Consider the following 16,563-nt stretch of genomic DNA (forward strand, 5'->3'; position numbering starts at 1 on the left):
CGCTAACCTCCAATCTTGGGGGGTATGAGCGTATAGCCGTCGGTTACTTGATATCCGTGCGCCTTGAGGTAGTCGAGCTCGGCAGCCGTATATGTCTTGTCCAAAACCCTATCGATAGGAGTCGATAGTCTAATGGTGTCCCGATTCGCGATTGCAATGTCGAGGACATGCTGGTTTGCCGCAAGTCGCTCAACTGGTGTGGCGGAGTTCCATGCATCCCCGATGTCGAAGTAGCTTGCGCCCCGCTGTTGAGCGACGTCGATGTACGAAGGTCCGCCCTGCACCGGATTGTTATACGGTCCGAGGACGGTTTCGCCACTGCCGGTCAGATGCTGTTCAGATAGCGCTCGCAACTCGGGAGGCATGTAGCGCAGGGGGTCGTCGAGGATGAATTCCGGATGCGCTGGGTCAATCGCAACGGGCGGTGGGCTGTCGGGCAATACAGGTGCGTGAGGCCCAGCTGGCGCATGTTCGACCGGTGCGTCAGCGGCCGGCGGAGCGTGCTCGACCGGAGGCGGCTCAAGAGGATGCGTGCCGGGGACGGGTTCACCTCCGACCCCAGGTGCACCGTGCGGGGGGAGATCCGCCTCGGCCAGGGCGCCACGCAATTCTGGCCCGGTCATGCCACTGGCCGTCAGACTTTCGGACGTCAGGCCCTCAAACGCTTCTCGACCGAATAGCGCCTTCGCGCCTTGTAAAAGCGCCTCCCCGCCGGCCTTCAGCCCCGGCCCCCCGACCGCCAGGGTGATGGCGGTCCATAGCGGTTCGGGGGTGGCTTCCACTTGCCCGGGATCCGGTGTGCGCATGCCGGTCAACTTGCCGCCGTTGAAGCTGTAGTAGGTGCCGGTGGCCTGGTCGAAGAACTCGCCCGATCCGTTCTTGAGCTGGCCGATTACCTGTACGGGCTGTCCCTTGTCGTTGTAGGTGAACATGAAATGCCCGTCGGGGGTGATGCTCACCGACGCGGGATCGATGCCGGTGTAGTCGGGTATCTTGCGCAGGTCGTCGAGAGCCTTCGCAAGATCGTCCTTGAGCTTGGGCAGCTTGGCATTGGCGGCCTCGGCTTCCGGCGACCCTGGGCCGTGGGTGTACGCGTCGGCCGCGGCCTTATTGAGAGCGTCCCGCGCAGCACGTACCTTGGCCAGCTGGTCCGCCACCGCCTGTTTGGTGACTTGGCGGATCTCCGCCAGCGCGGCTTGTTGGGCGGGAGACGGCGGGGCGACACCGTCAGCGTCGGCGCCGTGGAGGGGCGCGCCGTCATACCCTTCGGCGTGAAGGCTATCCAGCGACTTCTTAAGGCCGTCGGAGTAGCCGTTGCGAATTGACTGCAGTGCGGCGAGCGCCGCCTTGGTGTCCCGGACGGCGTCGTCTTCACACGTGTTGATGAACGCATGCACTGCGTCCTTGTCGGCGGCGGTGAGGCTTTTGTCGTTGTTCAACAGGTTGACGGCCTGCACAACCGAGTCCGAGATGCTCTTCAACTGCGCGTCCAGAGCAGCGATCCGCGCCGCGCCGGCCTTCTGTGCGTCGGCCAACGCCGCGGCGATGTTCTCTAGGTCCGCTCCGATCTTGGGTAGCTGCAACGACTGCGCTCCAAGAGATTTCACCACCCGCTGGACTTCTTCGGAGTCGTTGATCGGATGACCGCCGTCCTGGTGGTTCCAGGCGGCTTCGAAGCGGCTGCGGGCTTGCTGGAAGGCGTTGTCAGACTCCGCGGTGCATCGGCCCGCGCGATGAAAGGCAGCGGCTAGATTCGAGATGTGCAACGGGCTGCCCGCCTGCAGGCTTGCATTAATCGCCCAGGGGTCGCCGCCAGCTTCGGCGACAAGCGCCTTCTCATCTATATAGGGAAGTCCCATGACACCGTCGATGACTCGCTTGCTTTAGGCAGCTCATCGCGGACAGAATTTCCACCCCGTACTGAGCTGTGAATAAGCGTACTAATGCGGACACCGAGGTCAATTCACTACGCGCCGCCGGGGCGCGATACCAGGGAATGTGCCGATAAGCGTTCCGTCCGTACGTTCTTTTCGTGACGGTGGAAGCCGAGATCTAATGAGCCGTTGTCCGCTCCAGCGCGTACAGCGCCATGCGCCGGTTCGGCATGTCGTGTTCACCGAGGAATTCGCAACCCAGAAACTCGCAGAGCCGACGCACCGTCGTGTTGCGATGGTCCGGGTCGAACATAATCCGTTGGCACGCAGGGTCATTGACGATGATGCTGGCGATCACCCTGCGAAGTATCAGAGGGCCCAGGCCGCGGTTCACCATCTCCTCGTCCGCGATCGCCCCGTGCAGCCCCAGATCATGTGGCTGGCTGGGGTAACACCGGGCGATGGAGTCCTTGGCGGCCCGGTAGATCTCCAGGTATGCGCGATCCACACCCTTGATGCTGAGGATGAGCGGCCGCGAGTATGCGCCCTCGACCTGGGCGCGCAGATGGGTACGCCAACGGGCCACCGGCCAGTCGTACTCCCAGGTGGTGGCCAGATGCGGCCGGTTCATCCACTCCGCCACCATTTCCGCGTCCGGACCGTCGGGGTCGGCAACGCGAATCGTGTTGGGCCACGCCAATTCCGGTATCGGCGGGGGAGGAGCCTTGCGGACCGCCTCGCTGATGTCCGTGAGCTCCCGCGGGAGCACAGCCCCTGGGAGGCCGGTCGTCATGAAACCGCCGGCCTCAGGTGGCAAGCTGCCGGCCCACCTCGAGTCGCCGGAGCTTGCCCGAGGAGGTACGCGGCAGCGAGCCTGGCGGCATCAAAACGACGTCGGCCGGGGTCACACCGCACACCGAGATGACCCGCTTGATAACGGCGCTGCGGGTCACATCATGGTCTGAACCCAGGAACTCCGCAGCGATGAGCAACCGGGACTGGGCGGCCCCGGACTCGGACCCGACCGCCACCACCGCGCCTTGCCGCACGCCCTCGACTTGTCCGGCGACCTGTTCGATTTCGGTGGGAAAGATATTGCGGCCGGCGATGGTGATGACCTCCTTGGAACGACCACAGATCGTCAGCTCGCCGTCCACCAGATAGCCGATGTCTCCCGTGCGAAACCACTGCGTGTCGAGACCCGCGGCGGAGCCGGCGTCGCCGAAATAGCCGTCCATCATGGAGGTTCCACGGATCTCGACTTCTCCGATCCGATCGTCCGGCGTGTTCTCGGCTGGGCGTATCCGTAGCTCCATGCCAGGGATCGGCCGGCCCAGCAGGGCATATTTCTGGCGGGTCCCGGACTCGGTGCGCTCGTCGATGCGCAATCCCGTTGCGGGTTCGGGCATCGTGACGGCGCAGGTCGACTCGGCCATCCCGTAGGCCGGGGTGGCCGCCGACGCCCGGAAACCGAAGGGCGCCATGGCCGTTGCGAACTGGTCGAATCCCGCGCAGTCGACGGGTTCTCCGCCGTTGATCGCAATCCGAAGCGGTCCCAGGTCGACGTCCGACACCCGGCCCGAGAAGCGGCCGAGCGTGGCATACCCGAAGTTCGGTCCGGCGGTGAACGTCGCCGCGCTGGCCGAAAGCCATTCCGCCCAGCGCAGCGGTGCGGCGGAGAACGCGCCCGTCGGCGCCTGCCATAACGGCATCCCCCTCAGCGCGCAGCTGAGGAGGAAGGCCAAGCCCATGTCGTGATAGATCGGCAGCCACGAACAGCCGCGATCCGACGAGCCGTCGAGCTGGAGCCGGTCGGCGATGCCGCGCATGTTGTTCAACACGGCGGCAGGCGATAAGACGGCCGTGCGCGGATCGCCGGTCGAGCCGGCCGTCCCCTGGAGGATCGCGTGATTCGAATCCGCCTGTCCGTGAGGGCTGTTCGATGTTCGGGCGCGGGCGGCCTCGCGGAGGTCGCAGACGGTCAAGGCGGACTCGGCATCGCCGAGAAGGCGCAACGTGGACCCGTGGCTGAGGACCATGCTGACCCCGACTCCGCTGAACCGAGTCATCGTGCTGTGCGCCCAGTCAGCCGGGTCGGCGCCACGTCGGGGGCGCGGGAGGATCGATACCGCCGCGCCCGCCAGCCACGCGCCCTGAATGGCGGCGACCAGCTCGACGGTCGGCTCACCGACCAGCCCCACGGCCCCGACGTGATCCTGCTGCAGCAGCCGCGTAGCAATGCGTTCGGCCATGCCGTGGACTTCGGGCCACGGGTACGCGGTCCATTGGTCGGCCTCTTTGTCCAGGACCACCAAGTCGTGCGGTGACCGGGTCATCGCCTCACGCATCGCGGCGGCAAGGACGTTCATGCGCGGGGCCCCGCGCCAGTCAAATCGTTTGTGACCGTGACGGATTCGCGATTCCCGGGGCGGTGGTCATCATGGCGGATACTGACCAACTGATCTTCGACGGCGCGGGGCACAGGGGGATTGGAGAAGGTCATATGCGGGGACCATACCGCTCTGATTTAGGTAAGGCTACCCTCATCGCAAAGTGTGGGTTGTGTCACCGCCGTCGCCGGCGCCCCGCCAGAATGAGCTGCGACCCCGGTCGCGCGCTTCCTATTACTCACGGCGACAACGCTTTTACGCCCGGTCGCGCAGCTCCTGCCGGGGTGGCTATTTTGCCCGGATGCCCCGGAGCCGGTCTGAAATGATGGTGTTGTGGCAGACCCCTGCGCCCTCTGTGGATTCACCTACGACCTGCGGTGCGCCGTAACCGCCGCCGACGACACGCGCGCCCGCGCGGCCGAAGTTGTTGCGCTTCTGTGTAATAACGGCGTCGACGTGCGGCGGCGTCCGCGGCCGGACGTATGGTCTCCGCTGGAGTACGCGTGTCATCTGCGAGATGTGCTGCTCGTGCAGCGCGAACGGGTGCTTGCAGCCCGGCGCGTCAACGGCGCCGACTGCGCGCCCATGGGTCGCGAGGAGCGCGCGGAGCACGAGGGGTACAACGAGCAGGACCCCACCGCGGTCGCCCGCCAACTCACCGACGCCGCAGCGCTATTCGGCATTGTGCTGACGCGGCTCTCCGCCGCGGACTGGGATCGCACGGTCGTCTATCACTATCCCGAGACCAGTGAGCGGTCGTTGCGCTGGGTCGCCGTGCACACCGTGCACGAACTGCAGCACCACCTCCTCGACATCCGGCGCCAATTCTGAGCCCCGGCGGGCGGGAAACCCGCTGGGCCGCCCAATCGCCCGGTTCTACGGTGCAGTAAGGACGCGTTGCGGCGGTACTGGGCCGAGGCGGACCGGTCACGATCTAGCGGCTTCATCAACCGTTTCGTTCGGGATGTCGGGCAACAGCTCGACATCTGCATATAGTCCCCAACCCCGGAGTTCTGCCGCGGTTTCCCGCACGCAGCGCTTGGCCCAGCGTGGGTTGAGTCGGTTCAGCAGCTCAAACTGCTTTGCCCACAGCAATCTGCGGGAGTCCTGCTGAGGGGCGCTGTGCCGGGCGGCGAAGAATCCGCCGACATCGAAGGCGGCATCTTTGGCGAACCAATAGAGCGCCTCGTCGATGTCACCGACACGGTCGAATTTTTGCCTACCGCGCTCCCAGTAGTCGTAGTGATACCGGCCGTCGTCATCGATGTAGATGTTGCGGTCGTCGTTCTTCAACACGATGCCGACCTCGATTGCTGGAGCGTTCAGCATCGCTGCGAGGCGATTGACCTCGGCCTGCAATCGGGCAATCCTGCCATCGCCCATGGCGCCCGACTTTACGTCGCGCCGGCACATCCACCCCCCACGCACGAAAAAAAGTCACGACCTCTTGCGAGGCCGTGACTTTTCGTCGAACCGCTCTGTGGGCGAAGGGGGACTTGAACCCCCACGTCCCGAAGGACACTGGCACCTGAAGCCAGCGCGTCTGCCATTCCGCCACTCGCCCGGAAAAACAACCGATGGACCATATCACTCTAATGGCCCGATCCCCGAACCGCCGCAGCGGGCCCGCACAACGTCCCGCGCGCGCACCCGTTCGCCGGGAATGCGCTGAGCTGGGCCGATGCAGTTCTCACGATTTCGAAAGTGCCGCGGCGGCACGATGTCCCGATACCATGCGGGAGTGATCCAGCACCGGGGTGATTCGTTTGCCGTCCACCGGCAATACCTCATGGCAAGTGCACGCGAACGGTAGGACATGAGTAGCCAACGGGGGCTGGTTGCGCGGATCGAGCGCAAACTCGAGGCGACGGTAGACAATGCCTTCGCCCGGGTATTCGGTGGATCGATCGTTCCGCAAGAGGTCGAAGCCCTGTTATGCCGCGAAGCGCGCGATGGGGTGCAGAAGCTCCACGGAAATCGCCTTTTGGCCCCCAACGAATACATCATTACCCTCGGTATGCACGACTTCGAGAAGGTGAGCGCCGATTCGGATCTCACGTCGAGCGCTTTCGCGAGGTACTTGGCTGACTACATCCACGAACAGGGGTGGCAAACGTATGGTGAGGTGGTCGTCCGGTTCGAGCAGTCGACGAACCTGCACACCGGCCAGTACCGCGCCCGTGGTGCTGTCAACCCTGATGTTCAGCCCCGCCCGACGGTCGACGACCCCGTCCGGCCACAATCAAATAACGCGTTCGGCGAAGAACGAGGAGTAGCAGCAATGACTGACAATTCTGGCTACCGCGGGGCTCAGGGGCCGGGGCGGCCCGGCGACGAGTACTACGACGACCGCTACGGGCGTCCCCAGGACGAGGCGCGCGGTGGCCCGGACCAGCAGGGCGCACCCGACCAGCGGGGTGGATACCCGCCCGAGCAGGGGGGCGGCTATCCACCCCAGCAGGGCTACCCGCCGCCCCGGCATCCCGAGCAGGGCGGCTACCCGGACCAGGGCGGCTACCCCGATCAGGGGCATGGTGGCTACCCGCCTCAGCAGGGTTACCCAGACCAGCGCGGCTACCCCGACCACCAGGGTCAGGGCGGCTATCCCCCTCAGCAGGGTTACCCAGACCAGCGCGGCTACGCCGAACAGGGACAGGGCGGTTACCCGCAGTCCTATGAGCAGCGTCCGCCCGCCCCCGGCGGCTACGGCGGCCAAGGCTACGACCAGGGGTATCGGCAGGGCGGCGGCTACGGCCCGCCCGGCGGTCCGCAGGGCGGCGGTCAGCAGGGCTACGGCGGATACGGCGATTACGGTCGGGGTCCGGCCCGCCAGGACGAGGGCGGCTACGCCCCGCCGGAGCAGCGCCCGGCCTACCCCGAGCAGGGCGGTGGCTACGACCAGGGCTACCAGCAGGGCGGCGGATACGGCCGCCAGGACTACGGCTCGAGCGAGTACACCCAGTACTCCGAACCCGTGCAGGGCGGCACGTACGGCGGTCAGGGCGGCGGCTACCCCGAGGCGGCCAGCCCCGAGTACGAGTACGGCCAACAGGCGGAGTACGGCCAGCCGGCGGAATACGGCCAGCAGGCCGACTATGGGCAGCAGGCCGACTACGGCCAGCCCGCCGACTACGGCCAAGCCGCGGGCGGTTACGGCGGCTACGGCCAGGGCGGCTACGGCGCCGGCGGGACCACGATCACCCTGCAGCTCGACGACGGCAGCGGTCGCACCTATCAGCTTCGCGAGGGCTCCAACATCGTGGGCCGCGGCCAGGACGCTCAGTTCCGGTTGCCCGACACCGGCGTGTCACGCCGTCACCTCGAGATCCGCTGGGACGGACAGGTCGCGCTGCTCTCGGATCTGAATTCGACCAACGGCACCACGGTGAACAACGCACCGATCCAGGAGTGGCAGCTCGCCGATGGCGACGTGATCCGCTTGGGCCATTCGGAGATCATCGTCCGGATCCACTAAGCCACTGGGCTTAACGCTGCCGTGCTTCGCCCCGTGTCGACCGCCGTCCAAGTATCGTGACGTAGCCGATGTGCTCGGAGTCACGGGCACCAGGGATGCGACGTTAGGACGGAAAGGACGCCAGATGCAGGGACTGGTACTGCAGCTGACGCGCGCCGGATTTTTGATGCTGCTGTGGGTATTCATCTGGTCCGTGCTGCGGATCCTTCGGACAGACATCTACGCGCCCACCGGTGCTGTCATGGTGCGACGGGGATTGGCTTTGCGCAGCACGCTGCTACCTTCTCGTCAGCGCCGGCATGCGGCCCGTTATCTGGTGGTCACCGAAGGGGCGCTGGCAGGCGGACGCATCACACTGAGCGGACAGCCGGTACTGATCGGACGGGCCGACGACTCCACGCTGGTGCTCACCGACGACTACGCCTCGACGCGGCACGCCCGGCTGTCTCAGCGCGGCTCGGAGTGGTACGTCGAGGATCTAGGATCGACCAACGGTACTTACCTTGACAGGGCGAAGGTGACGACTGCGGTACGAGTTCCAATCGGAACGCCGATTCGGATCGGCAAAACGGCGATCGAGTTGCGCCCGTGACACTGGTTCTGCGATACGCCGCGCGCAGTGATCGCGGCCTGGTCCGCGCCAACAACGAAGACTCGGTCTATGCCGGCGCGCGACTGCTCGCGCTGGCCGACGGCATGGGTGGTCACGCCGCCGGGGAGGTGGCGTCCCAGCTGGTCATCGCCGCGCTGGCCCACCTCGACGACGACGAGCCGGGCGGCGACCTGCTGGCCAAGCTCGACCATGCGGTCCGCTCCGGCAACGCGGCCATCGCCGCGCAGGTCGAAGCCGAACCAGAGCTGGAGGGGATGGGCACCACCCTCACCGCCATCCTGTTCGCCGGCGACCGCATCGGGTTGGTGCACATCGGCGACTCGCGTGGCTACCTGCTGCGCGACGGTGAGCTCACCCAGATCACCAAGGACGACACGTTCGTCCAGACCTTGGTCGACGAAGGCCGGATCACCCGGGAAGAGGCCCACAGCCACCCGCAGCGGTCGTTGATCATGCGGGCGCTGACCGGTCACGAGGTGGAGCCGACGTTGACCATGCGCGAGGCGCGCGCCGGCGACCGTTATCTGTTGTGCTCCGACGGGTTATCGGATCCAGTCAGCGACGAGACCATCCTCGAGGCGCTGCAGATCCCCGACGTCGCCGAGGCCGCCTACCGCCTCATCGAGTTGGCGTTGCGCGGCGGCGGCCCGGACAACGTGACGGTGGTGGTCGCCGACGTGGTCGACTACGACTACGGGCAGACCCAGCCGATCCTCGCCGGGGCGGTGTCGGGCGACGAGGATCAGATGACCCTGCCCAACACCTCCGCCGGACGCGCCTCGGCGATCCGGCCGCGCGACGAGTCTGCCAAACGCGTTGCGCCGCAACCGGAAACACCGAATCGGCCGCGTTGGTCGCGCCGGAAGATGTTCCTGGCGGTCGGGCTGGCGGTGCTGTTGGTATTCGCCGGCCTCACCGTTGGATGGTGGGTCATCCAGCGCAACTACTACGTCGCGGAATACAGCGGCAAAATCTCCATCGTCCGCGGGATCCAGGGCACCCTGTTGGGCGTCCCGTTGCAGCAGCCCTACCTGGTGGGCTGCCTCAACACCCGCAACGAGCTGTCCCTGGTCAGCTACGGCCAATCCGGCCACTCCAACTGCCAGCTGATGACGCTGCAAGACCTGCGCCGCCCGGGACAGGTGCAGGTGCAAACCGGGCTGCCGGGCGGCAGCCTGGACCAGGCCGAATCGCAACTGCGGCAACTGCTGGCGGAATATCTGCTGCCGATCTGTCCGCCCCCGCGCGCCACGTCGCCGCCCGGATCGCCGGCCCCCCGCAGCGGAACACCAGAATCCGGCACCACCGCATCACCAGCACCGCCGACCTCCAGCTCTTCGAGCGCCAGCCCCCCACCGAGCACGAGCGCCAACGGCCCCGCGAACTCTGCGCCGGCAGGTCCGACGACCACGTCGCAGACAGTCACCGCGCTTCCCGGGCCGCCACTTCAACCAGGCATCGATTGCCGGACGGTGGCATGACGACACAGCTTCAGCCGCCGGTCGCGGTCACCCCCCCGTTGCCCACCCGGCGCAACGCCGAGTTGCTGCTGCTGGGCTTCGCCGCACTGATCACCGTCGCCGCGCTGCTGATAGTCGAAGCCAACCAAGAGCGCGACCTGCACTGGACCGCCATCAGCTACGGGCTGGTGTTCCTTGTCGTCTTCGGGTCCGCACACATGGCCATCCGGCGCTTCGCGCCCTACACCGACCCGCTGCTGTTGCCAATTGTGGCGTTACTCAACGGTCTTGGCCTAGTGATGATTCACCGCCTCGATCTGGTCACCAATCAGCTCAGCGGCCGGCACCACCCCAGCGCGACCCAGCAGATGCTGTGGACCCTGATCGGCGTGGTGACCTTCTCCCTGGTGGTCACGTTCTTGAAGGACCATCGGCAACTGGCGCGCTACGGCTACATCTGCGGACTGGTCGGCCTGATCTTTTTGGTGATCCCCGCCCTGTTGCCGGCATCGCTGTCCGAACAGAACGGCGCCAAGATCTGGATTCGCTTGCCCGGCTTCTCAATTCAGCCCGCCGAGTTCTCCAAGATTCTGCTGCTCATCTTCTTCTCCGCAGTGCTGATCGCCAAGCGCGGCCTGTTCACCAGCGTCGGTAAGCATTTCATGGGTTTGACGCTGCCCCGCCCCCGCGACCTCGCGCCCCTGCTGGCGGCGTGGGTGATCTCCGTCGGCGTGATGGCCTTCGAAAAGGACCTCGGCACTTCGCTATTGCTGTACACGTCGTTTCTGGTGGTGGTGTACCTGGCCACCCAGCGCTTCAGTTGGGTGGGCATCGGCCTGGTCCTGTTCGTCGCGGGAAGCGTTGTCGCGTATTACATTTTCGCCCACGTTCGGGTGCGGGTGCAGATGTGGTGGGACCCGTTCTCCGACCCCGACGGCAGCGGCTACCAGATCGTCCAGTCGCTGTTCAGTTTTGCCACCGGCGGCATCTTCGGCACCGGCCTCGGTAACGGCCAGCCGGACACCGTCCCCGCCGCCTCGACCGACTTCATCATCGCCGCGTTCGGCGAAGAGCTCGGGCTGGTGGGCCTGGCCAGCATTCTGATGCTCTACACCATCGTCATCGTGCGCGGGCTGCGCACGGCCATCGCCACCCGCGACAGCTTCGGCAAGCTGTTGGCCGCAGGTCTGGCGTCGACGCTGGCGCTTCAGCTGTTCATCGTCGTCGGCGGCGTAACCCAGCTCATTCCGCTGACCGGGTTGACCACGCCGTGGATGTCCTACGGCGGCTCGTCCTTACTGGCGAACTACGTGCTGCTGGCAATCCTGGTGCGCATCTCGCACAGCGCCCGTCGTCCCTTGCGCACCCGCGCACGCAACCAGCCGTCGATCGCGGCGGCCGGCACCGAGGTGATCGAGAAAGTATGAACGCCTCCCTGCGCCGGATCTCGGTGACCGTGATGGCGTTGATCGTGTTGCTTCTGATCAACGCCACGATGACGCAGGTCTTCGCCGCCGATTCGCTGCGTGCCGACCCGCGCAACCAGCGGGTCCTACTCGACGAGTATTCACGCCAGCGCGGCCAGATCGTGGCCGGCGGCCAGCTGTTGGCCTACTCGGCCGCCACCGACAACCGCTACCGCTTCCTGCGCGTCTACCCCAACCCCGCGGTGTACGCGCCGGTCACCGGTTTCTACTCGCTGCGCTATTCCAGCACCGGTCTGGAACGCGCCGAGGATCCGCTGCTGAACGGCTCCGACGAGCGGCTGTTCGGGCGCAGGCTGGCCGATTTCTTCACCGGGCGCGATCCACGCGGCGCAAACGTCGACACCACGATCAAGCCGCGGGTCCAGCAGACCGCCTGGGACGCGATGCAACAGGGCTGCGGCGGTCCGCCCTGCAAGGGCGCCGTGGTCGCCCTCGAGCCGTCGACCGGCCGGATCTTGGCGATGGTGTCGTCGCCGTCGTACGACCCCAACCTGCTGTCGTCGCACGATCCCGAGGTGCAGGCGCAGGCCTGGCAGAAGTTGCGGGACGACCCGGACAATCCGCTGGCCAACCGGGCCATCTCGGAGACCTACCCGCCCGGGTCCACCTTCAAAGTGATCACCACCGCGGCCGCGCTGCAGGCCGGTGCCTCCGACACCGAGCAGCTGACCGCCGCCCGTTCGATTCCTCTACCCAACAGCACCGCCACTCTGGAGAACTACGGTGGGGAGTCGTGCGGAAACGAGCCGACGGTGTCGCTGCAGCAGGCGTTCGCCCTGTCCTGCAACACCGCCTTTGTCCAGCTCGGGCTACTCACCGGATCCGACGCGCTGCGCAACATGGCGCACTCGTTCGGGCTGGACAGCACGCCCAGCGTCATCCCGCTGCAGGTTGCGGAGTCGACCATCGGGATCATTCCGGACGCCGCGGCGCTGGGCATGACGAGCATCGGGCAGAAGGATGTCGCTATGACACCCCTGCAAAACGCCGAGATCGCCGCGACCATCGCGAACGATGGGGTGACGATGCAGCCCTACCTGATCGACAGCCTCAAGGGGCCCGACCTGACCACCATCAGCACCACAGCACCCTATGAGCAGCGGCGCGCCGTGTCGCCGCAGGTCGCCGCTAAGCTAACAGAGCTGATGGTCGGCGCCGAGAAGGTCGCACAGCAGAAAGGGGCCATTCCCGGCGTGCAGATCGCATCGAAGACTGGTACCGCAGAGCATGGCAGCGATCCGCGGCACACCCCGCCGCACGCGTGGTACATCGCGTTCGCGCCCGCGCAGACCCCGAAGGTCGCCGTGGCGGTGTTGGTGGAGAATGGCGCCGACCGCCTGTCCGCGACGGGGGGTGCACTCGCCGCGCCGATCGGACGGGCTGTGATCCAGGCTGCGCTACAGGGAGGACCATGAGCCCGCGAGTTGGTGTGACGCTGTCTGGCAGATACCGCCTTCAGCGCCTGATCGCCACCGGCGGCATGGGTCAGGTGTGGGAGGCGGTGGACAGCCGGCTGGGCCGGCGCGTCGCGGTCAAGGTCCTCAAGCAGGAGTTCTCCCAGGACCCGGAGTTCATCGAGCGGTTCCGCGCCGAAGCGCGCACCACCGCCATGCTCAACCACCCCGGCATCGCCGCCGTCCACGACTACGGCGAGAGCCAGCTCGACGGGGAGGGCCGGACCGCCTACCTGGTGATGGAGCTGGTCAACGGTGAGCCGCTGAACTCGGTGCTCAAGCGCACCGGCCGACTGTCGCTGCGGCACGCGCTGGACATGCTCGAGCAGACCGGTCGGGCCCTGCAGGTTGCGCACGCGGCCGGCCTGGTGCACCGCGACGTCAAACCCGGAAACATCCTGATCACCCCCACCGGCCAGGTGAAGATCACCGACTTCGGTATCGCCAAGGCCGTCGACGCCGCACCGGTGACCCAGACCGGGATGGTGATGGGGACCGCCCAGTACATCGCGCCCGAACAGGCCCTGGGTCACGACGCCACCCCGTCCAGCGACGTGTACTCGCTGGGAGTCGTTGGCTACGAGGTTGTTTCGGGCAAGCGGCCGTTCACCGGCGACGGCGCCCTGACCGTGGCGATGAAGCACATCAAGGAACCGCCGCCGCCACTGCCCGCGGAGCTGCCGCCCAACGTGCGCGAACTGATCGAGATCACGCTGGTGAAGAACCCCGCGATGCGCTATCGCAGCGGGGGGCCGTTCGCCGACGCCGTGGCCGCGGTGCGCGCCGGCCGTCGGCCGCCGCGGCCCAGCCAGTCACCGCCTCCGGGCCGCGCATCGCCGGCGGCCATTCCGTCCAGCCCCACCACCCGCGCCGCCGCGGTGTCGCCGGGCCGCAGTGCCGCACCCCGCCGGTCGCGGCCGACCACGGGCGGCCATCGCCCGCCGCCGGCCCGGCGGACCTTCTCGTCGGGCCAGCGGGCCCTGCTGTGGGCCGCCGGGGTGCTCGGCGCGCTCGCGATCATCATCGCGGTGCTCATCGTCATCAACTCGCGGGCGGACCAGCAGCAACAGCCGCCGACCGTGACCGATACCGGAACCCCGCCCGCGTCCGCGCCGCCGGTGAGCAAGACGCCGAGCGGTTCGGGGGCACAGCCCGGCATGCGGCTCAATTGGCCGGATAACGGGACAATAGGGACTTCCGGCTTCCACCACGCGCCGGCCCGACACGGAACACCGCAATGACCACGCCGCAGCACCTGTCCGACCGCTATGAACTGGGCGAAATCCTCGGCTTCGGGGGTATGTCCGAGGTTCACCTGGCCCGCGACGTCCGCTTGCATCGCGATGTCGCGGTCAAGGTGCTGCGCGCGGATCTGGCCCGCGACCCCAGCTTCTACCTTCGCTTCCGGCGCGAGGCGCAAAACGCCGCCGCGTTGAATCACCCGTCGATCGTCGCCGTCTACGACACCGGCGAGGCCGAGACGCCCACCGGGCCGCTGCCCTACATCGTGATGGAGTACGTCGACGGCGTCACCCTGCGCGACATCGTGCACACCGATGGGCCGCTGCCGCCGCGGCGGGCCATCGAGATCATCGCCGACGCGTGCCAGGCGCTGAACTTCAGCCACCAGAACGGCATCATCCACCGCGACGTCAAGCCGGCCAACATCATGATCAGCACCACCAACGCGGTCAAGGTGATGGACTTCGGCATTGCCCGCGCGATCGCCGACAGCGGCAACAGCGTCACCCAGACCGCCGCGGTGATCGGAACCGCGCAGTACCTGTCCCCCGAACAGGCCCGCGGCGATACGGTCGACGCGCGTTCCGACGTGTACTCCCTGGGCTGCGTGCTCTACGAAATCCTCACGGGTGAACCGCCTTTCACCGGGGACTCGCCCGTTGCCGTTGCGTACCAACATGTTCGGGAAGACCCGGTCCCCCCCTCGCAGCGGCACGACGGCATCTCCGCCGACCTCGACGCCGTGGTGCTCAAGGCGCTGGCCAAGAATCCCGACAACCGCTATCAGACGGCGGCGGAGATGCGGGCCGATCTGATCCGGGTGCACAACGGCGAGAGGCCCGAAGCTCCCAAGGTGCTCACCGACGCCGACCGCAGCTCGCTGCTGTCCTCGGGGCCCGCCGGCGGCGGCCCGACGCGTACCGACCCGCTGCCGCGTCAGGTTCTCGCCGACGCGGGCGAGGACCGCAGCGTCGGTTCGGTCGGCCGCTGGATTGTCGCGGTGGCGGCGTTGGCCGTCCTGACGATCGTCGTCGTCATTGCTTTCAACACCTTTGGGGGCAGCGCCCGGGACGTGCAGGTGCCCGACGTGCGTGGGCAGGTGTCCGCCGATGCCATCGCGGCGCTGCAGAACCGGGGGTTCAAGACCCGCACATTGCAGAAGCCGGATTCGACGATCCCGCCCGATCACGTCATCGGTACCGACCCGGGCGCCAACGCGTCGGTCAATGCGGGCGACGAGATCACCATCAATGTCTCCACCGGCCCCGAACAGCGCGAGGTGCCCGACGTGTCGTCGCTGAGCTACGCCGACGCGGTCGCCAAGCTGAAGGCCGCGGGCTTCAGCAAGTTCAAGCAGGCCAACTCGCCGTCGACCCCGGAATTGCTTGGCAAGGTGATCGGGACCAACCCGCCGGCCAACCAGACGTCGGCGATCACCAATGTCGTCACCCTCATCGTCGGCTCCGGGCCCGAGACAAAGCAGGTCCCCGACATCGCCGGCCAGACCGTGGACATCGCGCAGAAGAACCTGACCGTCTACGGCTTCAGCAAGGTCACCCAGGTGCAGGTGGACAGTACCCGCCCGGCCGGCGAGGTGATCGGCACCAATCCGCCCAAGGGCCAGATGATTCCGGTGGACTCGGTGATCGAGCTGCAGGTGTCCAAGGGCAACCAGTTCGTCATGCCCGACCTGTCCGGCATGTTCTGGACGGACGCCGAACCGCGGCTACGGGCGCTGGGCTGGACGGGCATCCTGGACAAGGGCGCCGACGTCGACGCCGGCAGCTCCCAATCGCATCGGGTGGTGTATCAGAACCCGCCGGCGGGCGCCGGGGTCAACCGCGACGGCATCATCACGCTGAAGTTCGGTCAGTAGCCGTCGGATCGGCCGGGAAATACGGTCGCACCGCGGCGTGCACGTCATTCTCGAGCCGGCGCACCAACGTGTCGTCGCGCTCCCACCCGCAATCGGCGAGCCAGTTCGCCAGCATGCGGTGGCCGCCCTCGGTGAGGATCGACTCCGGGTGGAACTGGACGCCGTGGATCGGTAGATCGGTGTGCCGCACGCCCATGATCACGCCGCTCGGGGTGTGGGCCGTAACCTGCAGCACCGGCGGCAGCGACTCGGGCAGGATGGTCAGCGAGTGGTAGCGGGTTGCAGTGAACGGATCCGGAAGCCCTTGCAGCACACCGGCGTTGGTGTGATGGACGCTGCTGGTCTTACCGTGCAGCAGTTCGGGGGCGCGGTCGACGGTGGCGCCGAATGCGACGCCGATGGCCTGGTGCCCCAGGCAGACCCCGAGCAGCGGCGTCCGCTCGGCGGCGCAGGCACGAACCATCGGAATCGAGGCGCCCGCGCGTTCCGGGGTGCCCGGCCCCGGACTGAGCAGCACCCCGTCGAACTGCCGGGCGACGGCGGCCTGATCGGCGAGCCGGGTGTCGTCGTTGCGCCAGACTTCGGCGTCCACACCCAGCTGACCGAGGTACTGCACCAGGTTGAACACGAAGCTGTCGTAGTTGTCGACAACCAGGATCCGCATCGTGTCAGGTTACCGTCCGCGGCCGCCG

Annotated in this window: 13 protein-coding genes and 1 tRNA gene; 8 read left to right on the top strand and 6 right to left on the bottom strand. The window is 66.9% G+C overall.

What is annotated here, in order from left to right; all coding sequences use genetic code 11:
- Positions 1-2: 2 nt before the first annotated feature.
- The 3 genes from A9W96_RS11895 to mbtM all read right to left on the bottom strand — a co-directional run bounded on the left by A9W96_RS11895 (position 3) and on the right by mbtM (position 4,243).
- Positions 3-1,859: a hypothetical protein gene (locus tag A9W96_RS11895; protein ID WP_067139974.1), complete on the bottom strand. Its 1,857-nt coding sequence runs from the start codon at positions 1,857-1,859 to the stop codon at positions 3-5.
- Between the two features lie 193 nt (positions 1,860-2,052).
- The gene (locus tag A9W96_RS11900; RefSeq protein ID WP_067139977.1) at positions 2,053-2,643 is read right to left on the bottom strand and encodes a GNAT family N-acetyltransferase; all 591 of its coding nucleotides are present in this window, start codon (positions 2,641-2,643) and stop codon (positions 2,053-2,055) included.
- A gap of 37 nt (positions 2,644-2,680) precedes the next feature.
- Positions 2,681-4,243 (bottom strand): long-chain-fatty acid--ACP ligase MbtM, encoded by a 1,563-nt coding sequence (gene mbtM, locus A9W96_RS11905; protein ID WP_067139980.1) that lies wholly within the window; start codon positions 4,241-4,243, stop codon positions 2,681-2,683.
- 393 nt (positions 4,244-4,636) lie between these two features.
- Here mbtM and A9W96_RS11910 point away from each other — a divergent pair, with 393 nt between their 5' ends.
- Positions 4,637-5,095, top strand: a complete 459-nt coding sequence (locus tag A9W96_RS11910; protein WP_067140005.1) for a DinB family protein — start codon at positions 4,637-4,639, stop codon at positions 5,093-5,095.
- A gap of 96 nt (positions 5,096-5,191) precedes the next feature.
- Here the strand turns inward: A9W96_RS11910 and A9W96_RS11915 are convergent, their stop codons facing one another.
- Together A9W96_RS11915 and A9W96_RS11920 are read right to left on the bottom strand one after the other, a co-directional pair.
- Positions 5,192-5,647 carry an Imm63 family immunity protein gene (locus A9W96_RS11915; RefSeq protein WP_067139983.1) on the bottom strand — a complete coding sequence of 152 codons (456 nt, stop codon included), beginning with the start codon at positions 5,645-5,647 and terminating at the stop codon, positions 5,192-5,194.
- A gap of 98 nt (positions 5,648-5,745) precedes the next feature.
- Positions 5,746-5,828: transfer RNA gene (locus A9W96_RS11920), tRNA-Leu, on the bottom strand.
- Between the two features lie 252 nt (positions 5,829-6,080).
- On the opposite strand from A9W96_RS11920, the gene A9W96_RS11925 reads away from it, so the two are divergent.
- The 7 genes from A9W96_RS11925 (at position 6,081) to pknB (ending at position 15,871) form a co-directional block, all read left to right on the top strand.
- On the top strand, positions 6,081-7,739 hold the full coding sequence (locus tag A9W96_RS11925; protein ID WP_067139986.1) for a DUF3662 and FHA domain-containing protein: 1,659 nt from the start codon (positions 6,081-6,083) through the stop codon (positions 7,737-7,739).
- Between the two features lie 124 nt (positions 7,740-7,863).
- The gene (locus tag A9W96_RS11930; RefSeq protein ID WP_007771646.1) at positions 7,864-8,331 is read left to right on the top strand and encodes an FHA domain-containing protein; all 468 of its coding nucleotides are present in this window, start codon (positions 7,864-7,866) and stop codon (positions 8,329-8,331) included.
- Positions 8,328-9,833, top strand: coding sequence for a PP2C family serine/threonine-protein phosphatase (locus tag A9W96_RS11935; protein ID WP_066861784.1), 1,506 nt, complete (start codon positions 8,328-8,330; stop codon positions 9,831-9,833). Before A9W96_RS11930 ends, A9W96_RS11935 begins: the two co-directional genes overlap by 4 nt.
- Positions 9,830-11,239 carry an FtsW/RodA/SpoVE family cell cycle protein gene (locus A9W96_RS11940; RefSeq protein ID WP_066861786.1) on the top strand — a complete coding sequence of 470 codons (1,410 nt, stop codon included), beginning with the start codon at positions 9,830-9,832 and terminating at the stop codon, positions 11,237-11,239. The genes A9W96_RS11935 and A9W96_RS11940 overlap by 4 nt, the downstream gene beginning before the upstream one ends.
- Complete coding sequence (gene pbpA / locus A9W96_RS11945) at positions 11,236-12,714, top strand: D,D-transpeptidase PbpA (protein ID WP_066861789.1); 1,479 nt, start codon at positions 11,236-11,238, stop codon at positions 12,712-12,714. Before A9W96_RS11940 ends, pbpA begins: the two co-directional genes overlap by 4 nt.
- Positions 12,711-13,994 (top strand): serine/threonine-protein kinase, encoded by a 1,284-nt coding sequence (locus tag A9W96_RS11950; protein ID WP_067139989.1) that lies wholly within the window; start codon positions 12,711-12,713, stop codon positions 13,992-13,994. Before pbpA ends, A9W96_RS11950 begins: the two co-directional genes overlap by 4 nt.
- Positions 13,991-15,871 (top strand): Stk1 family PASTA domain-containing Ser/Thr kinase, encoded by a 1,881-nt coding sequence (gene pknB, locus A9W96_RS11955; RefSeq protein ID WP_066861795.1) that lies wholly within the window; start codon positions 13,991-13,993, stop codon positions 15,869-15,871. Before A9W96_RS11950 ends, pknB begins: the two co-directional genes overlap by 4 nt.
- Here the strand turns inward: pknB and A9W96_RS11960 are convergent.
- A complete protein-coding gene (locus A9W96_RS11960) occupies positions 15,849-16,535 on the bottom strand; it encodes an aminodeoxychorismate/anthranilate synthase component II (protein ID WP_066861798.1) in 687 nt (228 codons plus the stop codon). The genes pknB and A9W96_RS11960 overlap by 23 nt on opposite strands.
- Positions 16,536-16,563: the final 28 nt, after the last annotated feature.

This window comes from Mycobacterium sp. 1245852.3 (assembly GCF_001669335.1).
In the GTDB taxonomy this organism is placed as follows: Bacteria; Actinomycetota; Actinomycetes; order Mycobacteriales; family Mycobacteriaceae; genus Mycobacterium; species Mycobacterium europaeum_A.

Excerpts from the sequence above, each read along its gene's own strand:
- A9W96_RS11895 (WP_067139974.1), bottom strand. The coding sequence starts at position 1,859 with ATGGGACTTCCCTATATAGATGAGAAGGCGCTTGTCGCCGAAGCTGGC.
- mbtM (WP_067139980.1), bottom strand. The coding sequence starts at position 4,243 with ATGAACGTCCTTGCCGCCGCGATGCGTGAGGCGATGACCCGGTCACCG.
- A9W96_RS11915 (WP_067139983.1), bottom strand. The coding sequence starts at position 5,647 with ATGGGCGATGGCAGGATTGCCCGATTGCAGGCCGAGGTCAATCGCCTC.
- A9W96_RS11925 (WP_067139986.1), top strand. The coding sequence starts at position 6,081 with ATGAGTAGCCAACGGGGGCTGGTTGCGCGGATCGAGCGCAAACTCGAG.
- A9W96_RS11930 (WP_007771646.1), top strand. The coding sequence starts at position 7,864 with ATGCAGGGACTGGTACTGCAGCTGACGCGCGCCGGATTTTTGATGCTG.
- A9W96_RS11940 (WP_066861786.1), top strand. The coding sequence starts at position 9,830 with ATGACGACACAGCTTCAGCCGCCGGTCGCGGTCACCCCCCCGTTGCCC.
- pbpA (WP_066861789.1), top strand. The coding sequence starts at position 11,236 with ATGAACGCCTCCCTGCGCCGGATCTCGGTGACCGTGATGGCGTTGATC.
- A9W96_RS11950 (WP_067139989.1), top strand. The coding sequence starts at position 12,711 with ATGAGCCCGCGAGTTGGTGTGACGCTGTCTGGCAGATACCGCCTTCAG.
- pknB (WP_066861795.1), top strand. The coding sequence starts at position 13,991 with ATGACCACGCCGCAGCACCTGTCCGACCGCTATGAACTGGGCGAAATC.
- A9W96_RS11960 (WP_066861798.1), bottom strand. The coding sequence starts at position 16,535 with ATGCGGATCCTGGTTGTCGACAACTACGACAGCTTCGTGTTCAACCTG.